The organism is Gordonia phthalatica, from assembly GCF_001305675.1.
Classification (GTDB): domain Bacteria; phylum Actinomycetota; class Actinomycetes; order Mycobacteriales; family Mycobacteriaceae; genus Gordonia; species Gordonia phthalatica.
This window is the reverse complement of the sequence record NZ_CP011853.1, coordinates 3,814,029-3,836,215: the sequence shown is the minus strand read 5'-3', so window position 1 is coordinate 3,836,215 and position 22,187 is coordinate 3,814,029. Positions and strand designations below refer to the sequence as shown.

22 protein-coding genes and 1 riboswitch are annotated in these 22,187 nt (G+C 68.5%); of the genes, 13 read left to right on the top strand and 9 right to left on the bottom strand.

The window, feature by feature from the left end:
- Positions 1-4: 4 nt before the first annotated feature.
- Genes ACH46_RS18085 through ACH46_RS18075 form a run of 3 tightly spaced genes read left to right on the top strand, consistent with a single transcriptional unit; the run spans position 5 to position 3,625 of the window.
- Positions 5-2,521: a sensor histidine kinase gene (locus ACH46_RS18085; protein WP_062394161.1), complete on the top strand. Its 2,517-nt coding sequence runs from the start codon at positions 5-7 to the stop codon at positions 2,519-2,521.
- Complete coding sequence (locus ACH46_RS18080) at positions 2,521-3,213, top strand: response regulator (protein WP_062394160.1); 693 nt, start codon at positions 2,521-2,523, stop codon at positions 3,211-3,213. The genes ACH46_RS18085 and ACH46_RS18080 overlap by 1 nt, the downstream gene beginning before the upstream one ends.
- A 28-nt stretch (positions 3,214-3,241) precedes the next feature.
- A complete protein-coding gene (locus ACH46_RS18075; protein WP_062394159.1) occupies positions 3,242-3,625 on the top strand; it encodes a PPOX class F420-dependent oxidoreductase in 384 nt (127 codons plus the stop codon).
- A gap of 74 nt (positions 3,626-3,699) precedes the next feature.
- Here the strand turns inward: ACH46_RS18075 and ACH46_RS18070 are convergent, their stop codons facing one another.
- Positions 3,700-4,899 (bottom strand): M20 family metallopeptidase, encoded by a 1,200-nt coding sequence (locus ACH46_RS18070; RefSeq protein WP_062394158.1) that lies wholly within the window; start codon positions 4,897-4,899, stop codon positions 3,700-3,702.
- Positions 4,900-5,014: 115 nt separating this feature from the next.
- Here ACH46_RS18070 and ACH46_RS18065 point away from each other — a divergent pair, with 115 nt between their 5' ends.
- Genes ACH46_RS18065 through ACH46_RS18055 form a run of 3 tightly spaced genes read left to right on the top strand, consistent with a single transcriptional unit; the run spans position 5,015 to position 7,250 of the window.
- A complete protein-coding gene (locus tag ACH46_RS18065; RefSeq protein WP_062394157.1) occupies positions 5,015-5,986 on the top strand; it encodes a hypothetical protein in 972 nt (323 codons plus the stop codon).
- A 30-nt stretch (positions 5,987-6,016) separates the two neighbouring features.
- Entirely contained in the window at positions 6,017-6,583 is a 567-nt protein-coding gene (pyrE, locus tag ACH46_RS18060) for an orotate phosphoribosyltransferase (protein ID WP_062394156.1), read from the top strand.
- Positions 6,576-7,250 carry a TrmH family RNA methyltransferase gene (locus ACH46_RS18055; RefSeq protein WP_062394155.1) on the top strand — a complete coding sequence of 225 codons (675 nt, stop codon included), beginning with the start codon at positions 6,576-6,578 and terminating at the stop codon, positions 7,248-7,250. Before pyrE ends, ACH46_RS18055 begins: the two co-directional genes overlap by 8 nt.
- Here ACH46_RS18055 and ACH46_RS18050 read toward each other — a convergent pair whose 3' ends face one another.
- From ACH46_RS18050 to ACH46_RS18035, 4 genes are all read right to left on the bottom strand, one after another.
- The gene (locus tag ACH46_RS18050) at positions 7,251-7,670 is read right to left on the bottom strand and encodes a nitroreductase family deazaflavin-dependent oxidoreductase (RefSeq protein WP_062394154.1); all 420 of its coding nucleotides are present in this window, start codon (positions 7,668-7,670) and stop codon (positions 7,251-7,253) included.
- Positions 7,671-7,960: 290 nt separating this feature from the next.
- Positions 7,961-8,638, bottom strand: a complete 678-nt coding sequence (locus ACH46_RS18045) for a type IV toxin-antitoxin system AbiEi family antitoxin domain-containing protein (RefSeq protein ID WP_062394153.1) — start codon at positions 8,636-8,638, stop codon at positions 7,961-7,963.
- Between the two features lie 103 nt (positions 8,639-8,741).
- Entirely contained in the window at positions 8,742-8,987 is a 246-nt protein-coding gene (locus ACH46_RS18040) for a hypothetical protein (protein WP_335334151.1), read from the bottom strand.
- A 171-nt stretch (positions 8,988-9,158) separates the two neighbouring features.
- Positions 9,159-9,860 (bottom strand): DedA family protein, encoded by a 702-nt coding sequence (locus ACH46_RS18035; RefSeq protein WP_062394151.1) that lies wholly within the window; start codon positions 9,858-9,860, stop codon positions 9,159-9,161.
- A 146-nt stretch (positions 9,861-10,006) separates the two neighbouring features.
- On the opposite strand from ACH46_RS18035, the gene fbaA reads away from it, so the two are divergent.
- Both fbaA and ACH46_RS18025 read left to right on the top strand, forming a co-directional pair.
- Entirely contained in the window at positions 10,007-11,041 is a 1,035-nt protein-coding gene (gene fbaA / locus ACH46_RS18030) for a class II fructose-bisphosphate aldolase (RefSeq protein ID WP_062394150.1), read from the top strand.
- A gap of 208 nt (positions 11,042-11,249) precedes the next feature.
- Positions 11,250-11,927 (top strand): class F sortase, encoded by a 678-nt coding sequence (locus ACH46_RS18025; protein WP_226995671.1) that lies wholly within the window; start codon positions 11,250-11,252, stop codon positions 11,925-11,927.
- Positions 11,928-12,028: 101 nt separating this feature from the next.
- Here ACH46_RS18025 and ACH46_RS18020 read toward each other — a convergent pair whose 3' ends face one another.
- A complete protein-coding gene (locus ACH46_RS18020) occupies positions 12,029-13,129 on the bottom strand; it encodes an Rv0361 family membrane protein (RefSeq protein WP_062394148.1) in 1,101 nt (366 codons plus the stop codon).
- A gap of 120 nt (positions 13,130-13,249) precedes the next feature.
- Between ACH46_RS18020 and ACH46_RS18015 the strand changes: the two genes are divergently transcribed.
- Positions 13,250-13,693 carry a DUF3151 domain-containing protein gene (locus tag ACH46_RS18015; protein WP_062394147.1) on the top strand — a complete coding sequence of 148 codons (444 nt, stop codon included), beginning with the start codon at positions 13,250-13,252 and terminating at the stop codon, positions 13,691-13,693.
- A gap of 104 nt (positions 13,694-13,797) precedes the next feature.
- Positions 13,798-14,889: an FUSC family protein gene (locus ACH46_RS18010; protein WP_062395607.1), complete on the top strand. Its 1,092-nt coding sequence runs from the start codon at positions 13,798-13,800 to the stop codon at positions 14,887-14,889.
- Here the strand turns inward: ACH46_RS18010 and ACH46_RS18005 are convergent, their stop codons facing one another.
- The 3 genes from ACH46_RS18005 to ACH46_RS17995 form a co-directional block, all read right to left on the bottom strand.
- Positions 14,890-15,822, bottom strand: a complete 933-nt coding sequence (locus ACH46_RS18005) for a cation diffusion facilitator family transporter (RefSeq protein ID WP_062394146.1) — start codon at positions 15,820-15,822, stop codon at positions 14,890-14,892.
- 68 nt (positions 15,823-15,890) lie between these two features.
- Positions 15,891-16,670, bottom strand: a complete 780-nt coding sequence (locus ACH46_RS18000) for a site-2 protease family protein (RefSeq protein ID WP_062394145.1) — start codon at positions 16,668-16,670, stop codon at positions 15,891-15,893.
- Positions 16,667-17,302 (bottom strand): hypothetical protein, encoded by a 636-nt coding sequence (locus ACH46_RS17995; RefSeq protein ID WP_062395606.1) that lies wholly within the window; start codon positions 17,300-17,302, stop codon positions 16,667-16,669. The genes ACH46_RS18000 and ACH46_RS17995 overlap by 4 nt, the downstream gene beginning before the upstream one ends.
- A gap of 80 nt (positions 17,303-17,382) precedes the next feature.
- Between ACH46_RS17995 and ACH46_RS17990 the strand changes: the two genes are divergently transcribed.
- From ACH46_RS17990 to purT, 3 genes are read left to right on the top strand one after another with little or no spacing between them, the layout of a single operon-like run.
- On the top strand, positions 17,383-18,669 hold the full coding sequence (locus tag ACH46_RS17990; RefSeq protein ID WP_062394144.1) for an adenylosuccinate synthase: 1,287 nt from the start codon (positions 17,383-17,385) through the stop codon (positions 18,667-18,669).
- 54 nt (positions 18,670-18,723) lie between these two features.
- Positions 18,724-20,241: an adenylate/guanylate cyclase domain-containing protein gene (locus tag ACH46_RS17985; RefSeq protein WP_417935259.1), complete on the top strand. Its 1,518-nt coding sequence runs from the start codon at positions 18,724-18,726 to the stop codon at positions 20,239-20,241.
- 46 nt (positions 20,242-20,287) lie between these two features.
- Positions 20,288-21,847 carry a formate-dependent phosphoribosylglycinamide formyltransferase gene (gene purT / locus ACH46_RS17980; RefSeq protein ID WP_062395604.1) on the top strand — a complete coding sequence of 520 codons (1,560 nt, stop codon included), beginning with the start codon at positions 20,288-20,290 and terminating at the stop codon, positions 21,845-21,847.
- A gap of 127 nt (positions 21,848-21,974) precedes the next feature.
- Positions 21,975-22,166: riboswitch (cobalamin riboswitch) on the top strand.
- Positions 22,167-22,187 lie beyond the last annotated feature (21 nt).

The window sequence follows — 22,187 nt, the reverse complement described above, 5'->3', positions numbered from 1 at the left end:
CGACATGCCTGACACCGAGTCGCCGCGCGGCCAGTTGGAGGTGTTCCTCGGTTGTGCGCCCGGCGTCGGGAAGACATACGAGATGCTCGAGCAGGCCCGGACTCTGCTCGACGACGGCGTGGATGTGGCGGTCGGTGTCGTCGAGACGCACGGTCGTGCGGCCACGGCAGCGCTGATCGACGGCCTGGAGGTGATCGACCGGCGACCGGTGGAGCACCGCGGCACCGTCCTGCACGAGATGGACCTGGACGCGATCTTGACCCGGCGACCGGCCGTCGTCCTGGTCGATGAGCTCGCCCACAGCAATGCGCCCGGGCTCCGGAACGCCAAGCGCTGGCAGGACATCGACGTCCTCCTGGATGCCGGGATCGACGTCCTGTCGACCGTCAACATCCAGCATCTGGAGAGCCTCAACGACGTCGTCGCGCAGATCACCGGCATCACCCAGCGGGAGACCGTTCCCGACGAGGTGGTTCGGGCGGCCGATCAGATCGAGCTCGTCGACATCGAGCCGCGGGCCCTCCGACAGCGACTCGAACAGGGCAAGGTGTACGACGCCGAGCGGATCGACGACGCCCTCGCCAACTTCTTCCGGCAGGGCAATCTGACCGCCCTTCGGGAACTCGCGCTGCTGTGGCTCGCCGACCGCGTCGACGACAAACTCGCGGCCTACCGTGCCGCCAATGCGATCACCGACACCTGGGAGGCCCGCGAACGGGTGGTCGTCGCGGTGACCGGCGGACCCGAGTCGTCGGCCCTGATCCGTCGGGCGAGCCGCATCGCGTCGCGATCGAGTGCCGAACTGCTGGTGCTGCACGTGGTGCGCGGCGACGGACTCGCCGACCGCGGCGCCGTCGACCTCACCGCGTTGCGGAGTCTCGCGGCCGGCGTCGGCGCGGGCGTCTATTCGGTGGTCGGCGACGACGTCCCGCAGACGCTCCTGGAGTTCGCCCGCGCGATGAACGCCACCCAGCTCGTCCTCGGCACGTCGCGCCGGTCGCGGTGGCAGCGGCTGTTCGACGAGGGCGTCGGCGCCGTCGTGATCCGCGACAGCGGCCGGATCGACGTCCACATGGTGACCCATGAGAAGGCCGCCGTGCGCCGCCGCCTCGACATCCGCCAGACCCGCTTCCACCGACCCGGAAGTTGGATCCTCGCGGTGGTGCTGCCGCTGGCGCTGACCGGAGTGCTCAGCGTGATCGACCCGCTCGTCGGCTTCTCGAGTCAGACCGCCCTGTTCTTCGTCGTCGTGTTGGCCGTCGCCATGCTCGGCGGCATGGTGCCCGCCGCCCTGTCGGCAGTCGCCTCGGGCCTGCTGCTGAACTACTTCTTCGCACCGCCGCGATTCACGTTCACCATCGCCGAGCCCGACAACGTCATCACCCTGGTCGTCATGTTGATCATCGCGATCGCGGTGGCGGCCCTGGTGGATTCGGCGACCGTCCGCCGCCACCAGGCGCAGCGCGCGGGCCGTGATGCCGAACTCCTTGCGCTGTTCTCCAGCGCGGTGCTCGACGGCGCAGGGGTCTCCGGGCTCTTGGACCGGGTCCGCGAGACCTATCAGCAGACGGCGGTGGCCGTCGCCCGGCGCGACGACCGCGGGGAGACCGTCGCGGCGTCGGTCGGACACCAACCTCCGGACACCGCGGCGAGCGCCGACACCGTCTGCCCCGCGGCGGGCGGCGAGTACGAACTGCTGCTGCGCGGGCCGGAGGTGGGTGCTGCCGACCAGCGCGTCCTGGCCGCGGTCGCGAGCCAGGTGGCCGCCGCCGTCGAACGCGACCGGCTGGAGGCCGAGGCGGCCGTCGCCGACGAACTGGCGCGAACCGACGAACTCCGCCGCGCCCTGCTCTCGGCCGTCAGCCACGACCTCCGCACACCCCTCGCAGCGGCGAAGGCGGCGGCGTCGAGCCTGCGGAGCCCCGACGTCACGTTCAACGAGGAGGACACCGCGGAGCTGCTCGCGACCGTCGAGGAGTCGGTGGACCAGCTGTCGTCGCTGGTCGGCAACCTGCTCGACTCGTCGCGACTGGCGGCGGGCGTGGTGCGCCCGCACCTCACGCGGACCTATCTCGCCGAGGTGATTCACCGGGCCGGAGCCGCCGCGGGGCAGGGGAGTCCCGACATCGTCGTCGACATCGGGTGCGACTGGGCGCTCACCGACGCCGGCCTGCTGGAGCGGGCGCTGGCCAACCTCATCGACAACGCACTCCGCCACGGCGGTGGCGGGGTAGAGGTACGCACCGACCTGGTCCCGGGCGACGACCCGACCGGTCCGCGCTGCCGTGTCCGGGTGATCGACCACGGCCCCGGCATCCCCGCCGACGAACGCGCCCGCGTGTTCGTCGCGTTCCACCAATACGGTGATCAGCATCGGCGGTCGTCCGGTGTCGGCCTGGGGTTGTCGGTGGCGAGCGGTTTCGTGACCGCGATCGGCGGCACCCTGACCGCCGAGCAGACACCGGGCGGCGGGACCACCATGGTGGTGCAGATGCCCGTCGGCGAGGAAGGAGACCGCTGATGGCCGAACACGGTCACGTCCTCGTCGTCGACGACGAACCCCAACTCCTGCGCGCGCTCCGCATCAACCTCCGTGCGCGCGGCTTCGACGTCACCACCGCGGCCACCGGCGCGCAGGCGCTCGAGGCCGCGAGCAAGCACCTGCCTGACGTCGTCGTCCTGGACCTCGGTCTCCCGGACATGGACGGTTTCACGGTGCTCGACGGCCTTCGAGGGTGGACGTCCGTGCCGGTGATCGTGCTGTCGGCCCGCACCGACGCCGCAGACAAGGTGCAGGCGCTCGACGCCGGCGCCGATGACTACGTCACCAAACCGTTCGGGATGGAGGAGTTCCTGGCGCGCCTGCGCGCCGCCATCCGCCGCGGCAGCACCGCGGCCGGTCCCGCCGAGACCCCGGTGATCCGAGCCGGAGCCATCGAAGTTGACCTGGCAGGCACCCGGGTGACGCGCAACGGGAACCCGGTGCGACTGACGCCCACCGAGTGGGCCGTCCTGGAGTTGCTGGTCCGCGCCGAGCCGAACCTGGTGAGTCAACGCGAGATCCTGACGGCGGTCTGGGGTCCCACCTACGTCAGCCAGACCAACTACCTGCGCGTCTATCTGACCGCACTGCGGCGCAAACTCGAGGACGACCCCTCACACCCCGTGCACCTGATGACCGAGCCCGGCATGGGTTATCGGTTCGTCCGATGACTGCGGTGGCTGCAGTACCCTCGGCTCCATGACCTCGACAGTCGCCCAGATCGCCGACGCGCAGTACGTCATGCTCACCACCTACAAGAAGGACGGGACGCCCGTCGCGTCGCCGCTGTGGGCCGCACCCGACGGTGACGCCATGCTCCTGTGGACCGTCGCCGACTCGTGGAAGGTGAAGCGTCTCCGCCGCAACAACAACGTCCTGGTCCAGGCGTGCAATGTGAACGGCAAGAAGACCACCGGTCCGCAGGTGGCGGGCATCGCCGAGATCGTCGACCGGAACTACGCCGTCGACGCGATCAACCGCAAGTACGGGATCATGGGGCGGCTCACGACGTTCGGTTCGAGGCTGCGCCGCGGAGCGGACGCGACCATCGGCGTCCGCGTGCGAGACGTCCCCGCTGGCTGAGCAGCCCCTCGCGCTAGCGAGTGGCGTGTCGAAACCTCGTGAGTAGCGCTGGGACGCGGGGGACGACGGTTGTCTCAGAGCAGCGCCAGCGCGGCCCGCACATAGGCCTGCGCGGCGGTCACCAACTCGCTGAGCGGCACCGACTCGTCGGGTTGGTGGGCCTGACCGTTGATGTCGCCCGGACCCATCACCACGGTCGGGATGCCGAGAGCGCTGCTGGTCCAGCCGCCGTCGCACGCCGCAGACCAGCCGCCGACGGTGCTCGGCGAACCGGAGTCGATCACGGCCTGCGCCGTGGCGGTCACCAGCGGATGGTCGGCGTCGGTGGCGAATCCGGGCAGGTACATCGTCGGCGTCACCGACACCTCGATGCCGTCGCCGTCGATCCCCGCCGCTCCGATCTCCGCAGAAAGACGACGGCCGATCTCGGTCACATCCTCGCCCGGCATCAGCCGGCGGTCGACGCCCATCGAGCAGGTCGGCGCCACCACGGAGATGCCCTGACCGCCCTCGATGGTCCCGACGTTCCATGTTCCGTAACCCAGCAGGGGATCGGGGTCGGCGGCCATCCGCCGCTGGTCGTCGCCGATCAGGCCGATGACCTTCGCGGCCGCGTCGATGGCGGAGGCGCCGTCGCTCGGGCGACCCGAATGTGCTGCGCGGCCGGTCACCTCGATGTCGAAGTACGACGCCCCGCGGCAGCCGCGGACCACGTCGAGCCGGGTGGGTTCGGCGACGATGCAGCCGACGTACTGTCCGGGCGGTGGATTCTCCACCAGATGGCGGACGCCGACGCCATGCTCCTCCTCGTCGACGGTGACGACGAGTCGCACCGGACCGGACACGCGAAGTCCCTGCTCCACGGCGCGAGCGATCACCATCATTGCCTCCACCGCGGAGGCGATGCCGCCCTTCATGTCGCTGGTTCCGCGCCCGATGATGAGGTCGCCGTCGCGGCGCGGCACGAACGGGTCGGCCGACCAGCCGGGACCGGCGGGCACCACGTCGGAGTGCCCCAGGATCATCAGGCCGGGGCCCGCCGCGTCGCCGTTGACGGTGGCGATCAGGTTCGGGCGGCCGGGAGCCGCCTCGGACAGTTCCACATCGAAGCCCGCATCGCGGCAGGCCTGCGCCAGCACGGCGACGGCTTCTTCTTCCGTCCCACCGGGATTGACGCTCGGGGCGGCGACCAGCGCACAGGTGAGCGAGGCGATCCGGTCGGCGTCGACGGTGCCTGCCAGGGCGTCGACCTGCTCACGCGGGTGGGTGGACATTCGCTCGCCATCTCCTCGGGCATCGGGTGGTCGGGGTGCTCGCTTGTCGGCTCATCGGGCGCACACTGTCGAGTCGTCGGGCGCGCCTGCGGGCCTCGATAGTAGGCTATGCCCGATGGCCATTGTGTATTTCGTGATTGCGGTGCTCGCCCTTGCCGGTGCGGGCGCCCTGTTGTGGCTGGACCGGAACCGGTCGCAACAGGTTCACCACCAGCGTGCTGTGTGGGGCGAGACGCATTCCTTCAAGTTCCGCGAGACCGACAGCAAGCTCCGCACAGTCTTCCATCGCGCCGCGATGGACGCGCCGGACCACGTCCAGGTGCGGGACGTCGCCTACGGCGTCTACGAGGGTGCTGAGGCCGTGGTCTTCGACCTCGAGGAGACGGCGACCATCATCGCGGTTCGTCGCCCGGCCGGGTCGTCGGTGACCGTCGACCTGCGGTACGAGGACGTCCTGGCCCCGGCCGAGGACGACGTCGACCTGCTCGGCGCCATGGGATCGCGCGTCATGTTCGCCAGCAACCTCGACGCCGCGCGCCGCATCTGCGACCGCCGCATGGTGACCCTCGCCACCGAGACGCCGTCGTACGTCGAGATCCTGTGGAACGAGGGCAACTGGGTGCTCGGCGCCCTGCCCGTCACCAATGAGGACGAGCGCCTCGACGTCGCGCTCGACGCCGTCCGACGCTTCGCCGACCTGCTGCGCGTCCTGCCGCCGTCGGTGGTCCCGCAGGACGCTCCGGATCCGCGCGACCCGCACGGCCCCACCAACGACGAGTTGGCCGACGAGAAGACCGAGTCGCTCCGCGACAAGGAACGTCGTCGTCGCATCGAGGAGGCCACCGCCGCGGCCCGTGAGCCCAAGCAGTCGCTGCTCGACGCCACGCCGCGTCCGTCCGACCCGCGCGCTCCAGAGGCTCGCCCCGCGGTTCCTCGCGTCACCGAGCCTGCCGAGCCACAGACTCGCCCGGGCCCGCCGCGCATCGAGCCGATCCGCCGTCCGGCGCAGCGTCCGGTCGCCGAGCCGCGGTCCGGTCGGTTCGCGCCGCCGGATCTGCCGCCGCTGACCGATCCGCGCGACCGCTGACCTTTCTCTCCCCTAGGAGCTGGTGACCCCATGTCGTCGTCCGACATCATTCCCGAGATCGATCCCGCTGCGCGCGCCCGCCTCGCCGAGCTCGTCACCGAGCTGGCGGTGGTCCATGGAACGGTGACGCTGTCGTCGGGCAAGATCGCCGATTACTACGTCGACCTGCGTCGCGCCACGCTGCACTCGGAGGCCAGCCGCCTGATCGGGTCGCTGATGCGCCAGCTCACCGCGGACTGGGACTACGTCTCCGTCGGCGGCCTCACCCTGGGCGCGGACCCGGTCGCGACGTCGATCATGCACGCCGACGGCCCGGTCATCGACGCCTTCGTCGTCCGCAAGGCCGCCAAGACGCACGGCATGCAGCGCCGCATCGAGGGCCCGGACATCACCGGCCGCCGTGTGCTGGTCGTCGAGGACACCTCCACCACCGGCGCCTCGCCGTCGCAGGCCGTCGAGGCGGCCCGTGAGGCCGGCGCGGAGGTCGTGGGCGTGGCGACGGTCGTCGACCGCGCCACCGGTGCCGACGAGGTCATCTCGAAGCTCGGCGTCCCGTACCGCTCGCTGCTGGGTCTGGCCGACCTCGGCCTTGCCTGAGGCCTCCGAACCGGGCCCCACGGAGTGGGTCACCGGGATCGGCCCCGCCGTCGGCGTTGGTCCGTGGCTCACTGAGCGCGGAGAACCGCTGCCCGACGATCCCCGCTACGACCCCGAGCTGCTCGCCGAGGGCGACCGCCGCAACGTGGTCGACCGCTACCGCTACTGGACGCGCGAGGCGATCGTCGCCGACCTCGACACCCGCCGCCACGACTTCCACGTCGCCATCGAGAACTGGGGACACGACGCCAACATCGGCACCGTGGTCCGCACGGCGAACGCCTTCATGGCGGCCGAGGTGCACATCGTCGGACGACGACGCTGGAACCGCCGCGGCGCCATGGTCACCGACCGCTACCAGCATCTTCGTCACCACGCGACCGTCGACGACCTGATGGCGTGGGCACGCGCTGAGGACCTCGCCGTGGTCGCCGTCGACAACACTCCGGGCTCGGTTCCCCTGGAGCGCACCCAGTTGCCGCGTCGCTGCCTCCTGGTGTTCGGGCAGGAGGGGCCGGGCGTCACCGAGGAGACGCAGGACCGCGCCGACGTCACCGTGTCCATCGCCCAGTTCGGCTCCACCCGCAGCATCAACGCCGGCGTCGCCGCCGGGATCGTCATGCACGCCTGGGTGGCGCAGCACGCCGATCTCGGTCGGGCGTGGTGATCAGACTCGCGTCAGCGCGAGCACCGGAATGGTCCGAACGCCTGCTGTCTGCCGCTCGTACTCGGCGAATCCCGGGTAACGGCGCGCCTGCTCGGCGAAGATCCGATCGCGTTCGGCGCCGGTGATCTCGGCGACGCTGACGTCGCGCTTCTCCGTGCCGATCTCGATCTCCGCCCGTCCAGCCGCGATCAGGTTGTAGTACCAGTCAGGATTGCTCGGGGCGCCGCCCTTGCTGGCGAACACGTAGACGACCGACGGATCGTGCTCGTCAGCCAGATACATCATCGGTGAGACGTGCTGATTTCCAGACTTTCGTCCGACGTGGTGCACCAATGTCATCGGTGCCCCCTCGAACTGCCCTCCGACGTGGCCCGCATTGGCCCGAAACTCCTCGATGATCTTCGTATTCCAGTCGCTCATCGCGATTCCCCTTCGCTCGGATCAAAATGTTGTCGTCCTACTGGTCGTGGCAACGGGTAGGACGACAAGATTCTTCCCCAGGTCGTCACAGTGCAACCGCACCCCGAGCGTTGAGGTTGTCGATCACTTGCTGGATGCAGGCCGCTCCGTCGTTGTTCAGCATGTGCCAGTCATATTGGAGTTCCTTCCATTCGATGCCCTGGAGATGGTTGGCCTTCGCGAAGTCGTTGCGGCGGCGTTTGGCGGTCTGATGCCAGGTCCAGCCGGAGATCTCGACTGCAAGGCGTTGCTCAGGCCACGCGAATGGAGCGGAGCGACAGGTCGAGCCGACTTCCGAGGCCGAAGGCCGAGGCGTCGGTCGAGACCACGTGAGAGGCGCTGGGACTTCGGCACGGTGAGGGGCGGTACCGGTTCACCAGACGTCTTGCTTCGACGATTCCGCGCATTCCGGCGTTGTCGTCGAGCGCGCGCTGCAGGTCAGCGAGATCCACGGCGCCGGTCTGGAGCCAGCGATCGAGATACGCCGTGCCGTCGTCGAGTTCGACGGCAGCCATCAGTGCGGTCAGTGGTTTGGCGGTCACCGGGAGGCCGCGCACTTCGACGACCGATCCTGGTTGGTACTTACGGCGGACGGCGCGGACGGAGACCGGCCAGTCAAGGGGCGGTGGTTTGGCCTCGCAACTGACGGTGAGCGGGGACGGGAGATCGTCCAGCATGCCGTGCCACCACGCGGCCGTGGCGCTGTCGGCGCAGCCGTGATGCGCCAGGACGACTGCTCGCACCATCGCCGCCTCGGTGAACTCATGCGACGCTGAGCGGTACAGGGATCGGAAGAGGCGGAGCCATTCTCCGCGGTCGACCCTGCCCCTCAGGTGGTCGTGCGTCAGGCCTGCGCCGAGTGCCTGCTGGGTGGTGATGATGCCGTCGTTCTCGGCCAGAATCTGCGCAATCTTCCCGAAATCCCCCATATAAATTAGACGCACCAGGCCGCCGATCGGTTCCGTCGAGAATTTTGTAGTCCTGCTGGGCGCCACGCCCAGTAGGACTACAAAGTTCTGCGGACGGGTGCGGTCATGCCGCGGGAAGGGAGTCGGTGCCGCGAACGGTGCGGGTCACGGCGCCGATCCGGGACTGGACGCGGTCGAGGACCTCGTCGAGCTGGATGGGATCGTTCACGTCGGCGACGAGCGCGATGGTGTAGCCGTTGTTGCCGAGCATGAACGGCACCACGGTGGAGTATTTGTCGCTCACCACGGCCATCGGTGTGCCTGCGGCGGCGCGGGAGCGGGCGTAGTCGATGGTCTGGTCGTTGAGCACGATCAGCGGAATGTCGTCGGGGTGATCTTCCTGCGGTTTCTCATGTCATCGAGGATGGGCGCCGACCTTGGCATTCGAGTGTGCAGATCATGGGAGTGCCCTGTGGTCCGCAGACAACCGAAGGCCCCGGACCGACGGGCGGTCCGGGGCCTTCGAGGAGAGGGGGTGAGACTATTCGGCCTCGACCGCGGTCTCCGGGCTGTTCTTGCGCCTGCGCAGCCACTCGATGATCATCGGCAGCACCGACAGCAGCACGATCAGGATGAAGATCGGCTCGATGAGCTTCTGGACGATCTCGAACTGACCGAGCCAGAAGCCGAGGAGCGTGATGCCCGCGCCCCAGACGATGGCGCCGACCACGTTGTAGACGGTGAAGATCGCGAACTTCATCTTGGCGGCGCCGGCGACGATCGGCGCGATGGTGCGGACGATCGGCACGAAGCGAGCCAGGAAGATGGTGATGGGGCCGTGCTTCTCGAAGAACGTGTGCGCCTCGTCCAGGTACTTCTGCTTCAGGAAGCGCGCTTCCGGCTTGAACATCGACGTGCCCGCGTACCGGCCGATCCAATAACCGATCTGGCCGCCGATGATGGCGGCGATGGGGACTCCGATGAGCAGCGGCCACAGGGTGAGCCCAGAGTCTGCGACCTTGTCGGCGTTGGCGCCAGCTTCACCCGCGGCGATCAGGCCGGCGACGAATAGCAGGGAGTCGCCCGGGAGGACAGGGAAAAGTACGCCGGACTCGATCAGGACGACTAGGAGTAGTCCCCAGAACGCGGCGGCGCCGAAGTACCCGATCAAGTTGAACGGGTCCATGAAGCCGGGCATCAATGCCACGTTGGTCGTGGTCTCGGCGAGCAGAGTGTCGATCACAGGCCATTACACTACCGCGACAACCTTCGAGAAGCCTTAAAGCGCCTGTTGCCAGGGGACTGCCCCGACGCGAGCCGTGAACCGTCATACTGGGGTGGACCAGTTACACATGAGTGGAAAACATCCACCGGTTCTAGGACGTGAGAATGCCGATCGCAACCCCCGAGAAGTACGCCGAGATGCTGACGAAGGCCAAGGAAGAGGGCTACGCCTTCCCCGCCATCAACTGCACCTCGTCGGAGACCGTCAACGCGGCGATCAAGGGATTCGCCGACGCAGGCAGCGACGGCATCATCCAGTTCTCGACCGGCGGCGCCGAATTCGGCTCCGGCCTGGGCGTCAAGGACATGGTGACCGGCGCCGTCGCCCTCGCCGAGTTCGCGCACGTGATCGCCGACAAGTACGACATCACCATCGCGCTGCACACCGACCACTGCCCCAAGGACAAGCTCGACGGCTTCGTCCGCCCGCTGCTGGAGATCTCGCGTGAGCGTGTCGCCAACGGCCAGAACCCGCTGTTCCAGTCGCACATGTGGGACGGCTCGGCCGTGCCGATCGACGAGAACCTGGAGATCGCGAAGGAACTCCTCGCCAAGGCCAACGAGGCCAAGATCATCCTCGAGGTCGAGATCGGCGTCGTCGGCGGCGAAGAGGACGGCGTCGAGAACGAGATCAACGAGAAGCTCTACACCTCGGTCGAGGACTTCGAGAAGACCGTCGACGCGCTCGGCACCGGCGAGAACGGCAAGTACCTGCTGGCCGCGACCTTCGGCAACGTCCACGGCGTCTACAAGCCGGGCGGCGTCAAGCTGCGCCCGGCGGTCCTCAAGGAGGGCCAGGACGCCGCGATCGCCAAGCTCGGTCTGGACGCCGACGCCAAGCCCTTCGACTTCGTCTTCCACGGCGGCTCGGGCTCGGCCAAGAGCGAGATCGAAGAGGCCGTCGGCTACGGCGTCATCAAGATGAACGTCGACACCGACACCCAGTACGCGTTCACCCGTCCGGTGGCCGCCCACATGTTCAGCAACTACGACGGCGTCCTGAAGGTCGACGGCGAGGTCGGCAACAAGAAGGTTTACGACCCGCGCAGCTACCTGAAGAAGGCTGAGACCTCGATGGCCGAGCGCGTCGTCGAGGCCTGCAACGACCTCGGCTCGGCCGGCAAGACCATCGGCCGCTGACGTCGCACGGGTTCGTCGATTCAGACGCGGGGACGTCCGGAGAGATCCGGGCGTCCCCTTCTGTTGCGTCGAATGTCTTTCGGGAGAAAAACGTCAGTTCTAAACGACATCGGGGGAGATGTCGCATTCTCGGGTGTTAGCGTCTAAGGTGCGCGAGTTTCGTGATGGGGCGATTACCGGCCCCGGGGGTTCAAACGGAGGAAGACCAGTGGGGGAGATCGGCGGGAGGGACCGCTCGAGTCGCACGGCGGCGGCGCTGGCGGTGACTGCGATGATCGTCGCGGCGATCTGCGTCGCCGCGGTGGCTTGGTGGATGGTGGGACCCGAAGGTCCCGGACACGGAGTGGTGGGCGAGCTCGACGACTCGGCACGGGTGCTGCCGTCGGAGCAGGTGGGCGACGACGGGCTGGTCCCGGTGCGGATCGCACTGCCGACCATCGACATCGAGACTCGGGTTGAGGCGAAACGGTCGGTGACCGAGTACTCGCCCGCGGTGGGACGAGACCTCACCGCTTTCGGACTCCCGTCGGAGAAGACGAGCGCCGCGTGGTGGTCCAACGGTCCCAAGCCGGGCGCCGGCGGGATGTCGGTGATCGTGGGACGTTCCGGCGAGCCCGCCGACCCGGGAGTCTTCGACGGCATCGGCGGCATGAACCGCGGCGACAAGATCGTATTGCGATCGGAGACGAACGAGATCGTCACCTATCTGGTCAACGACGTGGTCACCGGTGTCCGTGCACCCGACCCGGTGGAGTTGCAGAAGCGCGTGGCCGCGGATCCGGTCGCGAAAGCCGTGGCGCTGGTGACCTACGGTCGGACCGAGGGCGTGCCCGGGCTCGACAGGGTCGCCGACGTCGTGGTCTTCGGTCACCTGCGTTCCGACTGATCCGACCGCACGCAGCGTCGTCGCCCGACGCCCCGACCGATGAACGTGAAAAAGCGGGCCGCCTAAGATTCGGGCGGCCCGCTTTTTCATGCCTGTGCGGGTTACGGCCTGGTGCAGACCTTCCACGCACCGTCGATCTTGTGGAGCGTGATCTGGGCGGGAACCTTCTTCGACGGGTCGCTGCTCGGGTACATGTCGACGCCGACTCGGGCGACGTCGCCGTCGATCTGGACGGCCTGAACGTCGTCGAAGGTCATCAGTTCGTTGCGCGCCTTCTGCGCGTCGACGGCCTTCTGGAAGTCCTCCGGCGAGACGGTGGAGTAGTAGTCGTACTTCGCGCCGCAGGTGAGATCGCGGAGGTCGTCGAGGTCGCCGTCGGCCATCGCGTTCTGATAGTCCTTGGCGGCGTCGGCGACCTTGTTCTCGTCCGACTGTCCCACCAGCAGGTACCAGAGGCCCACGGCGACGACGGCGATCACGACGAGGACGGCCAGCAGGATCGCGACGAGCTTGCCGGACTTGCGCTTGCCCGCCTCCTTCGCGGCCGGTGCGACGACCTTCGGCTCGGGCTTCGGGATCGACTCGACCGGCGCCTTGGCGGCGGAGGCCTTGCCCGCGGTGGCCGCTGCGGCGGTGGTCGCGGCAGCTGCGGCGACGGCGGCCGCGGGGACCTTCATCTTCGTGGTCGGGGCCTCGGACTCGCCGATCTCGGCGGCTGCAGCCACCTGATCGGCGGGAATGGCCTCGGTCGGGGCGTCATCGGTCGGCTGCGCCTCGGGAGTCTCGGCGGCGTCGTCGGTGTCGGCGGTCTCGTCGGACAGTTCGACGGAGTGCTCCACCAGGTCGGCCTTCTCCGTGACCGGGGCGTCGACGATGGCTGCGACGTCCGACGCGTCGGCGGACATCTCATCGCCGACGACAGTCTCCTCGCGGAGCTCCTTGCCGGTGCGATCATCGCCGGTCGCCGCGGTCGCGGCCGCGATGGCTTCGGCAGGCACCTTGAACGCCTTCGTCGGAGCCTCGGACCCGCCGCCGCCCTGCGGCTTCGGTGCAGGCTCGTCGAGCCGGGTCACGGGAGTGGGCTCCCGCTTCGGCTCGGAGTCCGCCTCCGGCGCGGCGGCCTTGCCCTGCTCGCGCTGAGCACGGAAAGCGCCGACCACCTTGTTGATGGCAGCCGAAGTGTCTTTGTCCGAATCAGACATTCTATCCAAAATCCAATGTTCGTCGGGGACCGTGACGCATTGAGCGCAACCGCCAGGATATCGGACCTGCCCGACTGCATCCTCTTCGGAGGAGCGGGTGACTGGTGATTGAATGACAGGGTGACGTCATTTGGAGATCTGCTCGGACCCCCGCCCACCCTGCTTCCCGGCGACGACGAGGCCGAGTCGGACCTGCTGAACGGGAAGAATCCCGCAGCGGTCGCGGCCGCCTACCCGTCCGCGTCCATCGCCTGGGCCTACCTCGCCGAGGCCGCGCTCGACGGCGCCCTGGACGGTGACGAACCCGACCTCGAGCGTGTGGTCGCGGCGTACGCGTACGCCCGCACCGGCTATCACCGGGGCCTTGACCAGCTGCGACGCCACGGATGGAAGGGCTTCGGCCCGGTGCCGTGGAGCCACGAGGAGAACCGCGGATTCCTGCGGTGCGTGGGTGCGCTGGCTCGGGCGGCTCAGGCCGTCGGGGAAGAGAACGAGTACCTGCGCTGCCTGGATCTGCTGAACGACAGCGATCCGCGCGCGATCACCGAACTGGGACTCGACTGACGCTTCGGTCGACCTACCACCGTCGATGAGGGTCGAGGACGCGAGTGACGGATTCGACACAGCCTGATGAGCGGCCGACCGTCCGCGAGGTCGGATCGCAGGCCGTGCAGGGCCTGCACCCCACCCTGCGCGGGCGCGTGCGACGGCTCTGGCTGTCGATCGTCCCGATCTCGCAGTGCGCGATCGCCGCGGGGCTGGCCTGGTTCATCGCGTTCGACCTCCTGAACCACGAGCGGCCGTTCTTCGCGCCCATCGCGGCGGTCGTCTCGCTGGGCCTCTCCCTGGCCCGGCGGTGGCGCCGATCGGTGGAACTGATCTTCGGGGTGTCGATCGGCATCCTGGTCGGCGATGTCGTCATCACCTGGATCGGGTCGGGTGCCTGGCAGATCAGCGTGGTGGTCGCGGCCGCGATGGCGGTGGCGGTCTTCGCAGACAAGGGCCCGATGCTCCCGACGCAGGCGGCGTCGTCGGCCGTGCTGGTCGCCACACTGCTGCCGCCGGGCGACGCGGCGGCCTATGAACGCGCGGTGGATGCGGTGATCGGTGGCCTGATCGGAGTGCTCGTCGGAGCGCTGGTCCCGGTGAACCCGGCCCGCCGTGCACGCCGCGACGCCGCCGGGATCCTCAACACCTTCCGCGACCTCAGCCACGACCTCGCCACGGCCCTGCGGGCAGACGACGAGGACGGGGTCTATCGGGTCCTCGCGAAGGCCCGCGGCTCACAGGCTGCGATCGACGGCCTGCGCGCCGACGTGCTGGCCGGTCGCGAGGTCGGCACCCTCTCTCCGCTGTACTGGGGTTCTCGGCCGCGGCTCAAGAAGATCGCCGCGACCGCCGATCCCATCGACAACGCCGTGCGCAACTTCCGCGTCGTGAACCGGCGGGCGCTGGCGCTGACGCAGCGCGGCGTCGCGGTGGAGGAGTCGATGATCGAGATCATCGACGGCATCGGTGACGTCTTCGAGGTGCTTCGGCAGATGATGCTCGCCGAGCCGGGGGAGTCGCCGGATCAGGCCGACGCGGCCCGCGCCCTGCGCTCGGTGGTCCGCAAGGCGCGGACGTCGCTGGCAGACGACGTCGAAGACCTGTCGGAGGCCGCGCTGCTCGTCGAACTCCGATCGCTCCTGGTGGACCTGATGATGGTGGCCGGGCTGTCGCGGATGTCGGCGATCGCCCAACTGCACCTCACCAAGTAGTCACCAGGTCAGGCTCTCGCACTGGCCGTCGGCACCGGGCTTCTCCACCTGCACCGTCGCGTGCGACAGGCCGTGTTCGGCGAAGACTCGCTGGGCGGCGGTCAGCGCCGCGCAGTGGTCGCCCGTGCTGCTCAGGTGCACGGTCGCGACATCCATGCCGCTGGTCACCGACCACACGTGGAGGTCGTGCACGTTCTGCACCTCGGGAAGCTGCTCCAGTTCGGCGCGCAGGGCGGGGAGGTCGAGGGACGCCGGTGCCTGCTGGTTCAGGATCTTGAGCGCGTCGAATGCGAGCTTGAGGGCACGGGGAACCACCCAGAGTGCGATGAACACGGCGACGATGAGGTCGGCGTAGCCCCAGCCGGTCGTCATCGCGATGACGCCGGCGATCAGGACGCCCACGCTGCCGACGGCGTCGGCGAGGACTTCGAGGTAGGCGCCGCGGACGGCCAGCGAGTCCTCGACGTCGGCGCGCAGCAGGTACATGACCACGATGTTGGCGATCAGTCCGAGCACGGCGACGATGATCATCGGTCCGCCCGGGACGTCGGGGTCGGTGCCGAGGCGTTCGATGGCCTCGTAGAGCACGTACGCGCCGACGCCGAGCAGCAGGATCGCATTCACGACGGCGGTGAAGACCTCGGCGCGGTACCAGCCGAAGCTGCGGCCGTCGGAGAGGCTGCCGTGTCGGGCCAGGAGAAGCGCGGCCAGGCCCATCGACAGTGCGACGAGGTCCGTGGCCATGTGACCGGCGTCGGCGACGAGCGCGAGGGAACCGAACATGAGTCCGGCGACCAACTCGACGACGAAGAAGACGCCGATGATGCCGAGGGAGACCACCATGGGCCAGATGCGGCGCCGCGTGGCGGCGTCGCCGACGAGGTCCGCGGCGGTGGGCCCGTGGCTGTGACCGTGTTCCTTCTCTGTGCTCATACGCTCAATATATGCGTAGATACGCATATATTGCAAGAGGTGATCCGCAGTCGCGGTGAACGCGTCGTTCAGAGCCAGAAGGCGAACAGCCTGATGCCGTACCCGACGAGGCCGCTCGAGACTCCGAACGCGTCGAAGACCGCGTAGACGAGGGAGAAGAAGGCGCGGTTCAGCGCGGGGATGAACAGCAGCAGGAACACCACGAGGAAGCCGAACGGAGCGATCTTGGCGGCGGTCGCCCGCGTCTCGTACGAGAGGTAGGGCTCGATGGCTCCGTAGCCGTCGAATCCGGGGACCGGGATGAGGTTCAGCAGGGTAGCGGTGAGCTGGAGGAAGGCGAGGGCGGCGGTCGCGGCCCACAGGTTCAGGTTCTGTCCGGTCGGCTCCACCAGGCTCAGCGGCACCAGCAGGATCACGCCGAGCAACAGGTTGGTGGCCGGCCCGGCGAGGGAGGCCTTGGTGCGCTGGGCGCGGGTGAAGCCCGCGGTGTTGAGGTAGACGGCGCCGCCGGGGAAGCCGATGCCGCCCATCGCGACGATCAGCAGCGGCAGCACGATCGACAAGGCCGCGTGCGTGTACTTGCGTGGGTCGAGGGTCAGATAGCCGCGCACCTCCACCGACCGGTCGCCGTAGCGGAATGCGGTGAAGGCGTGCGCGAACTCGTGCAGGCACAACGAGATCATCCAGCCGCCGACGACGAACAGCATGGCGCCGAACATGGCCGATGCGTTGTTCTGCGAGCCGCTGTCGAAGAGGAGATAAGCGCCGGCGCCGACTGCGATGAAGAAGGCCGCGAAGACCGGCCCCGGGCGCACCGACTTCAGGGCGGCGGTGGTCGGCGTCGTCATGGCAGCACCAGGTTCCAGTCGATGTGGTGTCGGTAGAAGGTGGACCGCTTCACCACGCGCTGCGTCCACTCGCCCTCGCGTTCGACGGTGACGTTGGTGCCGCCGGTCTGCACGGCGCGGCCGGTCTTCCAGCCGCCGGGCAGGCGGCGGATCAGGCGTCCGCGGACACCGGGCTCCACCGTGAGCGGTTCGATCTCCACGCCGCGGGCGTCGCCGTTGAAGATCGTGTCGGAGTCGGCGATGCACTCGCCGTGCAGTTTGGCTCCGTCGGCGCCGAGATGGCGAGCCCGTCCGACGAGGACGGTGGCCGCGTCGTCGCGGATCAGCGGAAGCTGCTGTGCCGTCCCGGTTTCGGCGAGCCGCTGTGCGGCGTCGCCGTGGGGGAGGCCGAAGTTCTTGGTGGCCGCCGTGGCGTGCGGAGCCACATACGCCACCTCGATGTCCAGGCGTTCCAGCTTCATCAGCGCGGCCGCGACGCGAGCGAAGAAGGCGTCGGGCGCCATGGAACTGTCGGACCCGGGTGAGACGATCAGACGGGTCACGGAGGGATCGCTCACCATCGCCGCGAGTCTGCGGGTCAGGGAGGTGGGAACATCGTCGCCGTCGGCCACGGTGATCAGCAGAGAGGACACGTGCACGAGGATATACGCGGCGGGCACCAACAATATGGACTCGACCCAGTAGGGTAGGCACGTTAGGAGGAGCACCTGATATGGCTGCGATTGTGCTCATCGGCGCCCAGTGGGGCGACGAAGGCAAAGGTAAGGCGACCGATCTGCTGGGCGGAAAGCTTCAGTGGGTGGTGCGCTACCAGGGCGGAAACAATGCGGGACACACGGTCGTCCTGCCGAACGGCGAGCAGTTCGCGCTGCACCTGATTCCCTCGGGAATCCTGACGCCGGGCGTGAACAACGTGATCGGCAACGGCGTCGTCGTCGACCCCAGTGTGCTGCTCACCGAGCTCAAGGGGCTGGAAGATCGCGGCGTGGACACCACGTCGCTGATCCTGTCCGCCGACGCGCATCTGCTGATGCCGTACCACGTGGCGATCGACAAGGTCACCGAGCGGTTCCTGGGCAACAGCAAGATCGGTACCACGGGACGAGGCATCGGCCCGTGCTACCAGGACAAGATCGCCCGCGTCGGCGTCCGCGCCGCCGACGTGCTGGATGAGAAAATCCTCACCCAGAAGGTCGAGGCGGCCCTGGAGATCAAGAACCAGATCCTCACCAAGATCTACAACCGCAAGGGCCTGGACCCGCAGCAGGTGGTCGACGACACGCTGCAGCTCGCGGAGGGCTTCAAGCACCGGATCGCCGACACTCAGCTGCTGCTGAACCAGGCGCTCGAACGCGGCGAGACCATCCTGTTCGAGGGTTCGCAGGGCACCCTGCTCGACGTGGACCACGGCACGTACCCGTACGTGACGTCGTCCAACCCGACGGCCGGCGGCGCCGCGGTCGGTTCCGGCGTCGGCCCCACCAAGATCACCACGGTCCTGGGCATCCTGAAGGCGTACACCACCCGCGTCGGCGAGGGGCCGTTCCCGACGGAGCTCTTCGACCAGTGGGGCGAGTACCTGGCCAAGACCGGCGGCGAGGTGGGCGTCACCACCGGACGCGCCCGCCGCTGCGGCTGGTTCGACGCCGTCATAGCCCGCTACGCGACTCGCGTCAACGGCATCACCGACTACTTCCTCACCAAGCTCGACGTCCTGTCGGGTCTGGAGGAGATCCCGGTCTGCGTCGCCTACGAGGTCGATGGAGAGCGAGTCGAGGACTGGCCGATGACGCAGACCGGCATCCACCACGCGAAGCCGATCTACGAGTCCATGCCCGGCTGGTCGGAGGACATCTCCGCCTGCCGCACGTTCGAGGAGCTTCCGCAGAACGCGCAGAACTACATCCACCGGCTCGAAGAGCTGGGCGGCGCGCGGATCTCGTGCATCGGCGTCGGTCCGGGCCGCGACGAGACCATCGTGCGGCACGAGATCGTCTGACCGGTCAGCGAAGCGATGAGCCGTAGTCGGGGTTTGAGCCGTGACTACGGCTCAATGCTTTTGGGGCGGGTCGACGAGGGCAGCCGTAAGCAGCGCGTCCGGATCCAGTTGCTGATGACGTCGACCATCGTCCTCGCCCACGTGATCGGCATCCTCATCGCGATCGGGCTCGCGACCGTCGGCATCCCGGAACCGTCGTTCCTGCGCCGAGATCTGGTGTGGGTCAACTTCGTCGCGTTCCCGATCTACATCGTCATGGCACTGGTGCTCGGCGTGCTGGTCGGCACCATCATGACGGTCAAGTCGCTGCGATGGTCCATCGACGAGAGCACGCCGACGGCCGTCGACGTGAAACGCACCGTGTGGGCTCGTCGACGGCTCACGGCGCTTCAGGGACTGCTCTGGGCGGGTGCAGCGCTGATGTTCGGGATCTGGTACGGAGTGATCGACTCCGGTCTGTGGCCCAAGCTGGTCCTCATCGTGCTGATGAGCGGCATGGTCGTGATCGCGATCGTGAACCTGTTCCTCGACGTCCTGCTCCGGCCGGTCTACGCGAAGATCGTGCAGGCCGGTTACAAGGTCCGGGCGGGCACCGTCCGGTCCCGAGCGATCAACGCCTGGGTGATCGGAACCGGCATCCCGCTGCTCGGCATCTTCATCCTCACCCTGTTCGCAGCGGTCGGCGAGCGGGTCTCGGTCACGAGCTTCTTCATCTCGGTGACCGTGCTCGTGACGGTGGCCGGTGCGGTGGGACTGCTCGTCATGTTCCTCTTCTCCTGGGACGTCACCGGTCCGATCCAGAACGTCCAGTCCGGGATGTCGAAGGTCCGCGCCGGCGAGGTCGGTCCGGACGTCGATCTGGTGGTCTACGACGCCTCCGAACTCGGCGAACTGCAGCTCGGCTTCAATTCGATGGTCGCGGGGCTGCGTGAGCAGGAACGGATGCGCGACATCTTCGGCCGCCACGTGGGTCGCGACGTCGCAGCGGCCGCCCTGCGTCAGGATCCGGAGCTCGGTGGCGCAGAACGGGTGGTCGCGGTGATCTTCGTCGACGTCATCGGCTCCACCGCGCTGGCGACGCAGCGCACCCCGACCGAGGTCGTCGCCGTGCTCAATCGCTTCTTCCAGGTGATCGTCGAGGCCGTCGAGAATCACCGCGGCCTGGTGAACAAGTTCGAGGGCGACGCGGTGCTCGCGATCTTCGGCGCGCCGATCGAGCTCGACGACTGCGCGGGGTCGGCTCTCGCCGCGGCGCGGGAGATCGCTGATCGCCTCGACGCCGAGGTCCCGGAACTCAAGGCAGGCATCGGCGTCAGCTACGGGAATGTGGTGGCGGGCAACATCGGCGCCATCCAGCGGTTCGAGTTCACCGTGATCGGCGATCCGGTGAACGAGAGCGCGCGGCTGTCGGAGGTGGCGAAGGAGGAGCCGCGACTGCCGTTCGCGTCGGAGCGGACGGTCGTGGCGGCGGGCCGCAAGGAGGCAGCTCGCTGGTGTGAGCGGCGGGCGACGGTGCTCCGCGGCCGGAGCGAGAGCACCAAGATCTTCACACCTTCCGCGTCTATCGCTTGAACGGGCAAGCGTGTTCAATGCCACGTCCGACCGTAGACTCATCGACATGGTTGCAAAGGTGATCGGGACGCCGCTGAGTGCGAATGCGGTGAAGGTGTTGCTGCTCGGATCCGGTGAGCTCGGCAAGGAGGTCACGATCGCGCTGCAGCGCCTCGGGGTGGAGGTGGTCGCCGTCGACCGGTACGCGGACGCGCCCGCTCACCAGGTGGCGCACCACGCCGAGGTCATCGACATGACCGACGCGAAGCAGGTGCGCGCCGTCATCGAGAAGCACCGCCCGGACTACGTGCTGCCGGAGATCGAGGCCATCGCCACCGAGGCCCTCGAAGCCGTCGAGGCAGAGGGCATCGCGGAGGTGATCCCGAGCGCCAAGGCCGTCTCGGCGACCCTCAATCGCGAACGGCTCCGTCGCCTCGTCGACGAGGAGCTCGGCATCCCGACCTCGCCGTACCTGTTCGCAGGATCGCTGGAGGAGATGCGGACCGCGGTCGGCAGCATCGGGTTCCCGTGCGTGGTGAAGCCGGTGATGTCGTCGTCGGGCAAGGGGCAGTCCGTCGTGAAGGGACCGGACGACGTCGACGCCGCGTGGGAGTACGCACGGACCGGCGCCCGCGTCGACAACGAGCGGGTGATCGTCGAAGGGTTCGTCGAGTTCGACTACGAGATCACTCTGCTGACCGTCCGCGCGATCGATCCCGCGACCGGGGCGCTCACCACCTATTTCTGCGAGCCGATCGGTCACCGCCAGGTGGACGGCGACTATGTGGAGAGCTGGCAGCCGCAGCCGATGAGCCTGCCCGCCTACGACATCTCCCGCTCCATCGCCGCCCGCGTCGTGAACGCGATGGGGCGCGGCGAGTTCGGTGGTCGGGGCGTCTTCGGTGTCGAACTGTTCGTGAAGGGCGACGAGGTCTACTTCTCCGAGGTCAGCCCCCGCCCGCACGACACCGGCCTGGTGACCCTCGCATCGCAGCGGCTGTCGGAGTTCGAACTCCACGCCCGCGCCGTTCTGGGTCTGCCGGTGTCGACTGCGACGCGCGGTCCCGGCGCGTCGGCCGTGATCTACGGGCAGCACGAGGACAAGGGGATCGCATTCGCCGGCGTCGCGGACGCCCTCGCCGATCCCGATGTGGACCTGCGCCTGTTCGGGAAGCCCGAGAGCTTCGCACGACGACGTGTCGGCGTCGCCGTGGCGACCGCCCCGACCGTGGAGGGGGCGCGCCGCAAGGCCGGGCACGCCGCCGGCCTGGTGAAGCCGCTCCCGTCGAACCACGAGGACCGCGTGGAGCCGACCGAGATCAAGCCGGTCCCGACGCCCGCGCCCAAGCCAGCCGATGCCGGACCGGCGTCCGAGGGGCCCGCCGACGAGGCCAAGACCGAGATGATCGAGGCGAGCCCGCAGATCGCGCGACGTCCCGAGCAGCCGATCCGCCGCGACGCGCCCCCGATGCCGCGCCCGCCGATGCCGCCCGGCCCGCCCATGCGCCCCGCTCCCGCCGGTCAGCCCGGACCGCGCGGTCCCGTCGGCCCCGGCGGCCAGCGTCCCGCAGGTCCGCCGCCGCCCCGTCCGGGCTTCCCGCCCCAGGGTCCGCCTCCGCGCGGGTGACGACATTGTCGGCTGACGATCAACGGTGTTCGATGTGACCACCGCGCGGTCACATCGAACACTGTTGATGGTGGAGGTACGAGCGCATCGAGGTAGCCGCGGGCTGGGGCCGACGAACGCCATTCGGTACCGTTGACGCAGTCGTGGTGTTCGGGAAGCCGGTTCGATGCCGGCGCGGCCCTCGCCACTGTAACCGCCGAGGAAGGCGGTCCTCGCGTGCACTTTCACGGTGCACGGGCCACTGGACGCGAGTCTGGGAAGGTCGACCGCCCGCCGATGACGCGGAAGCCAGGAGACCGGCCACGGCGTAATGGTTCCACGAGGGTTTTGGAGAACTCAC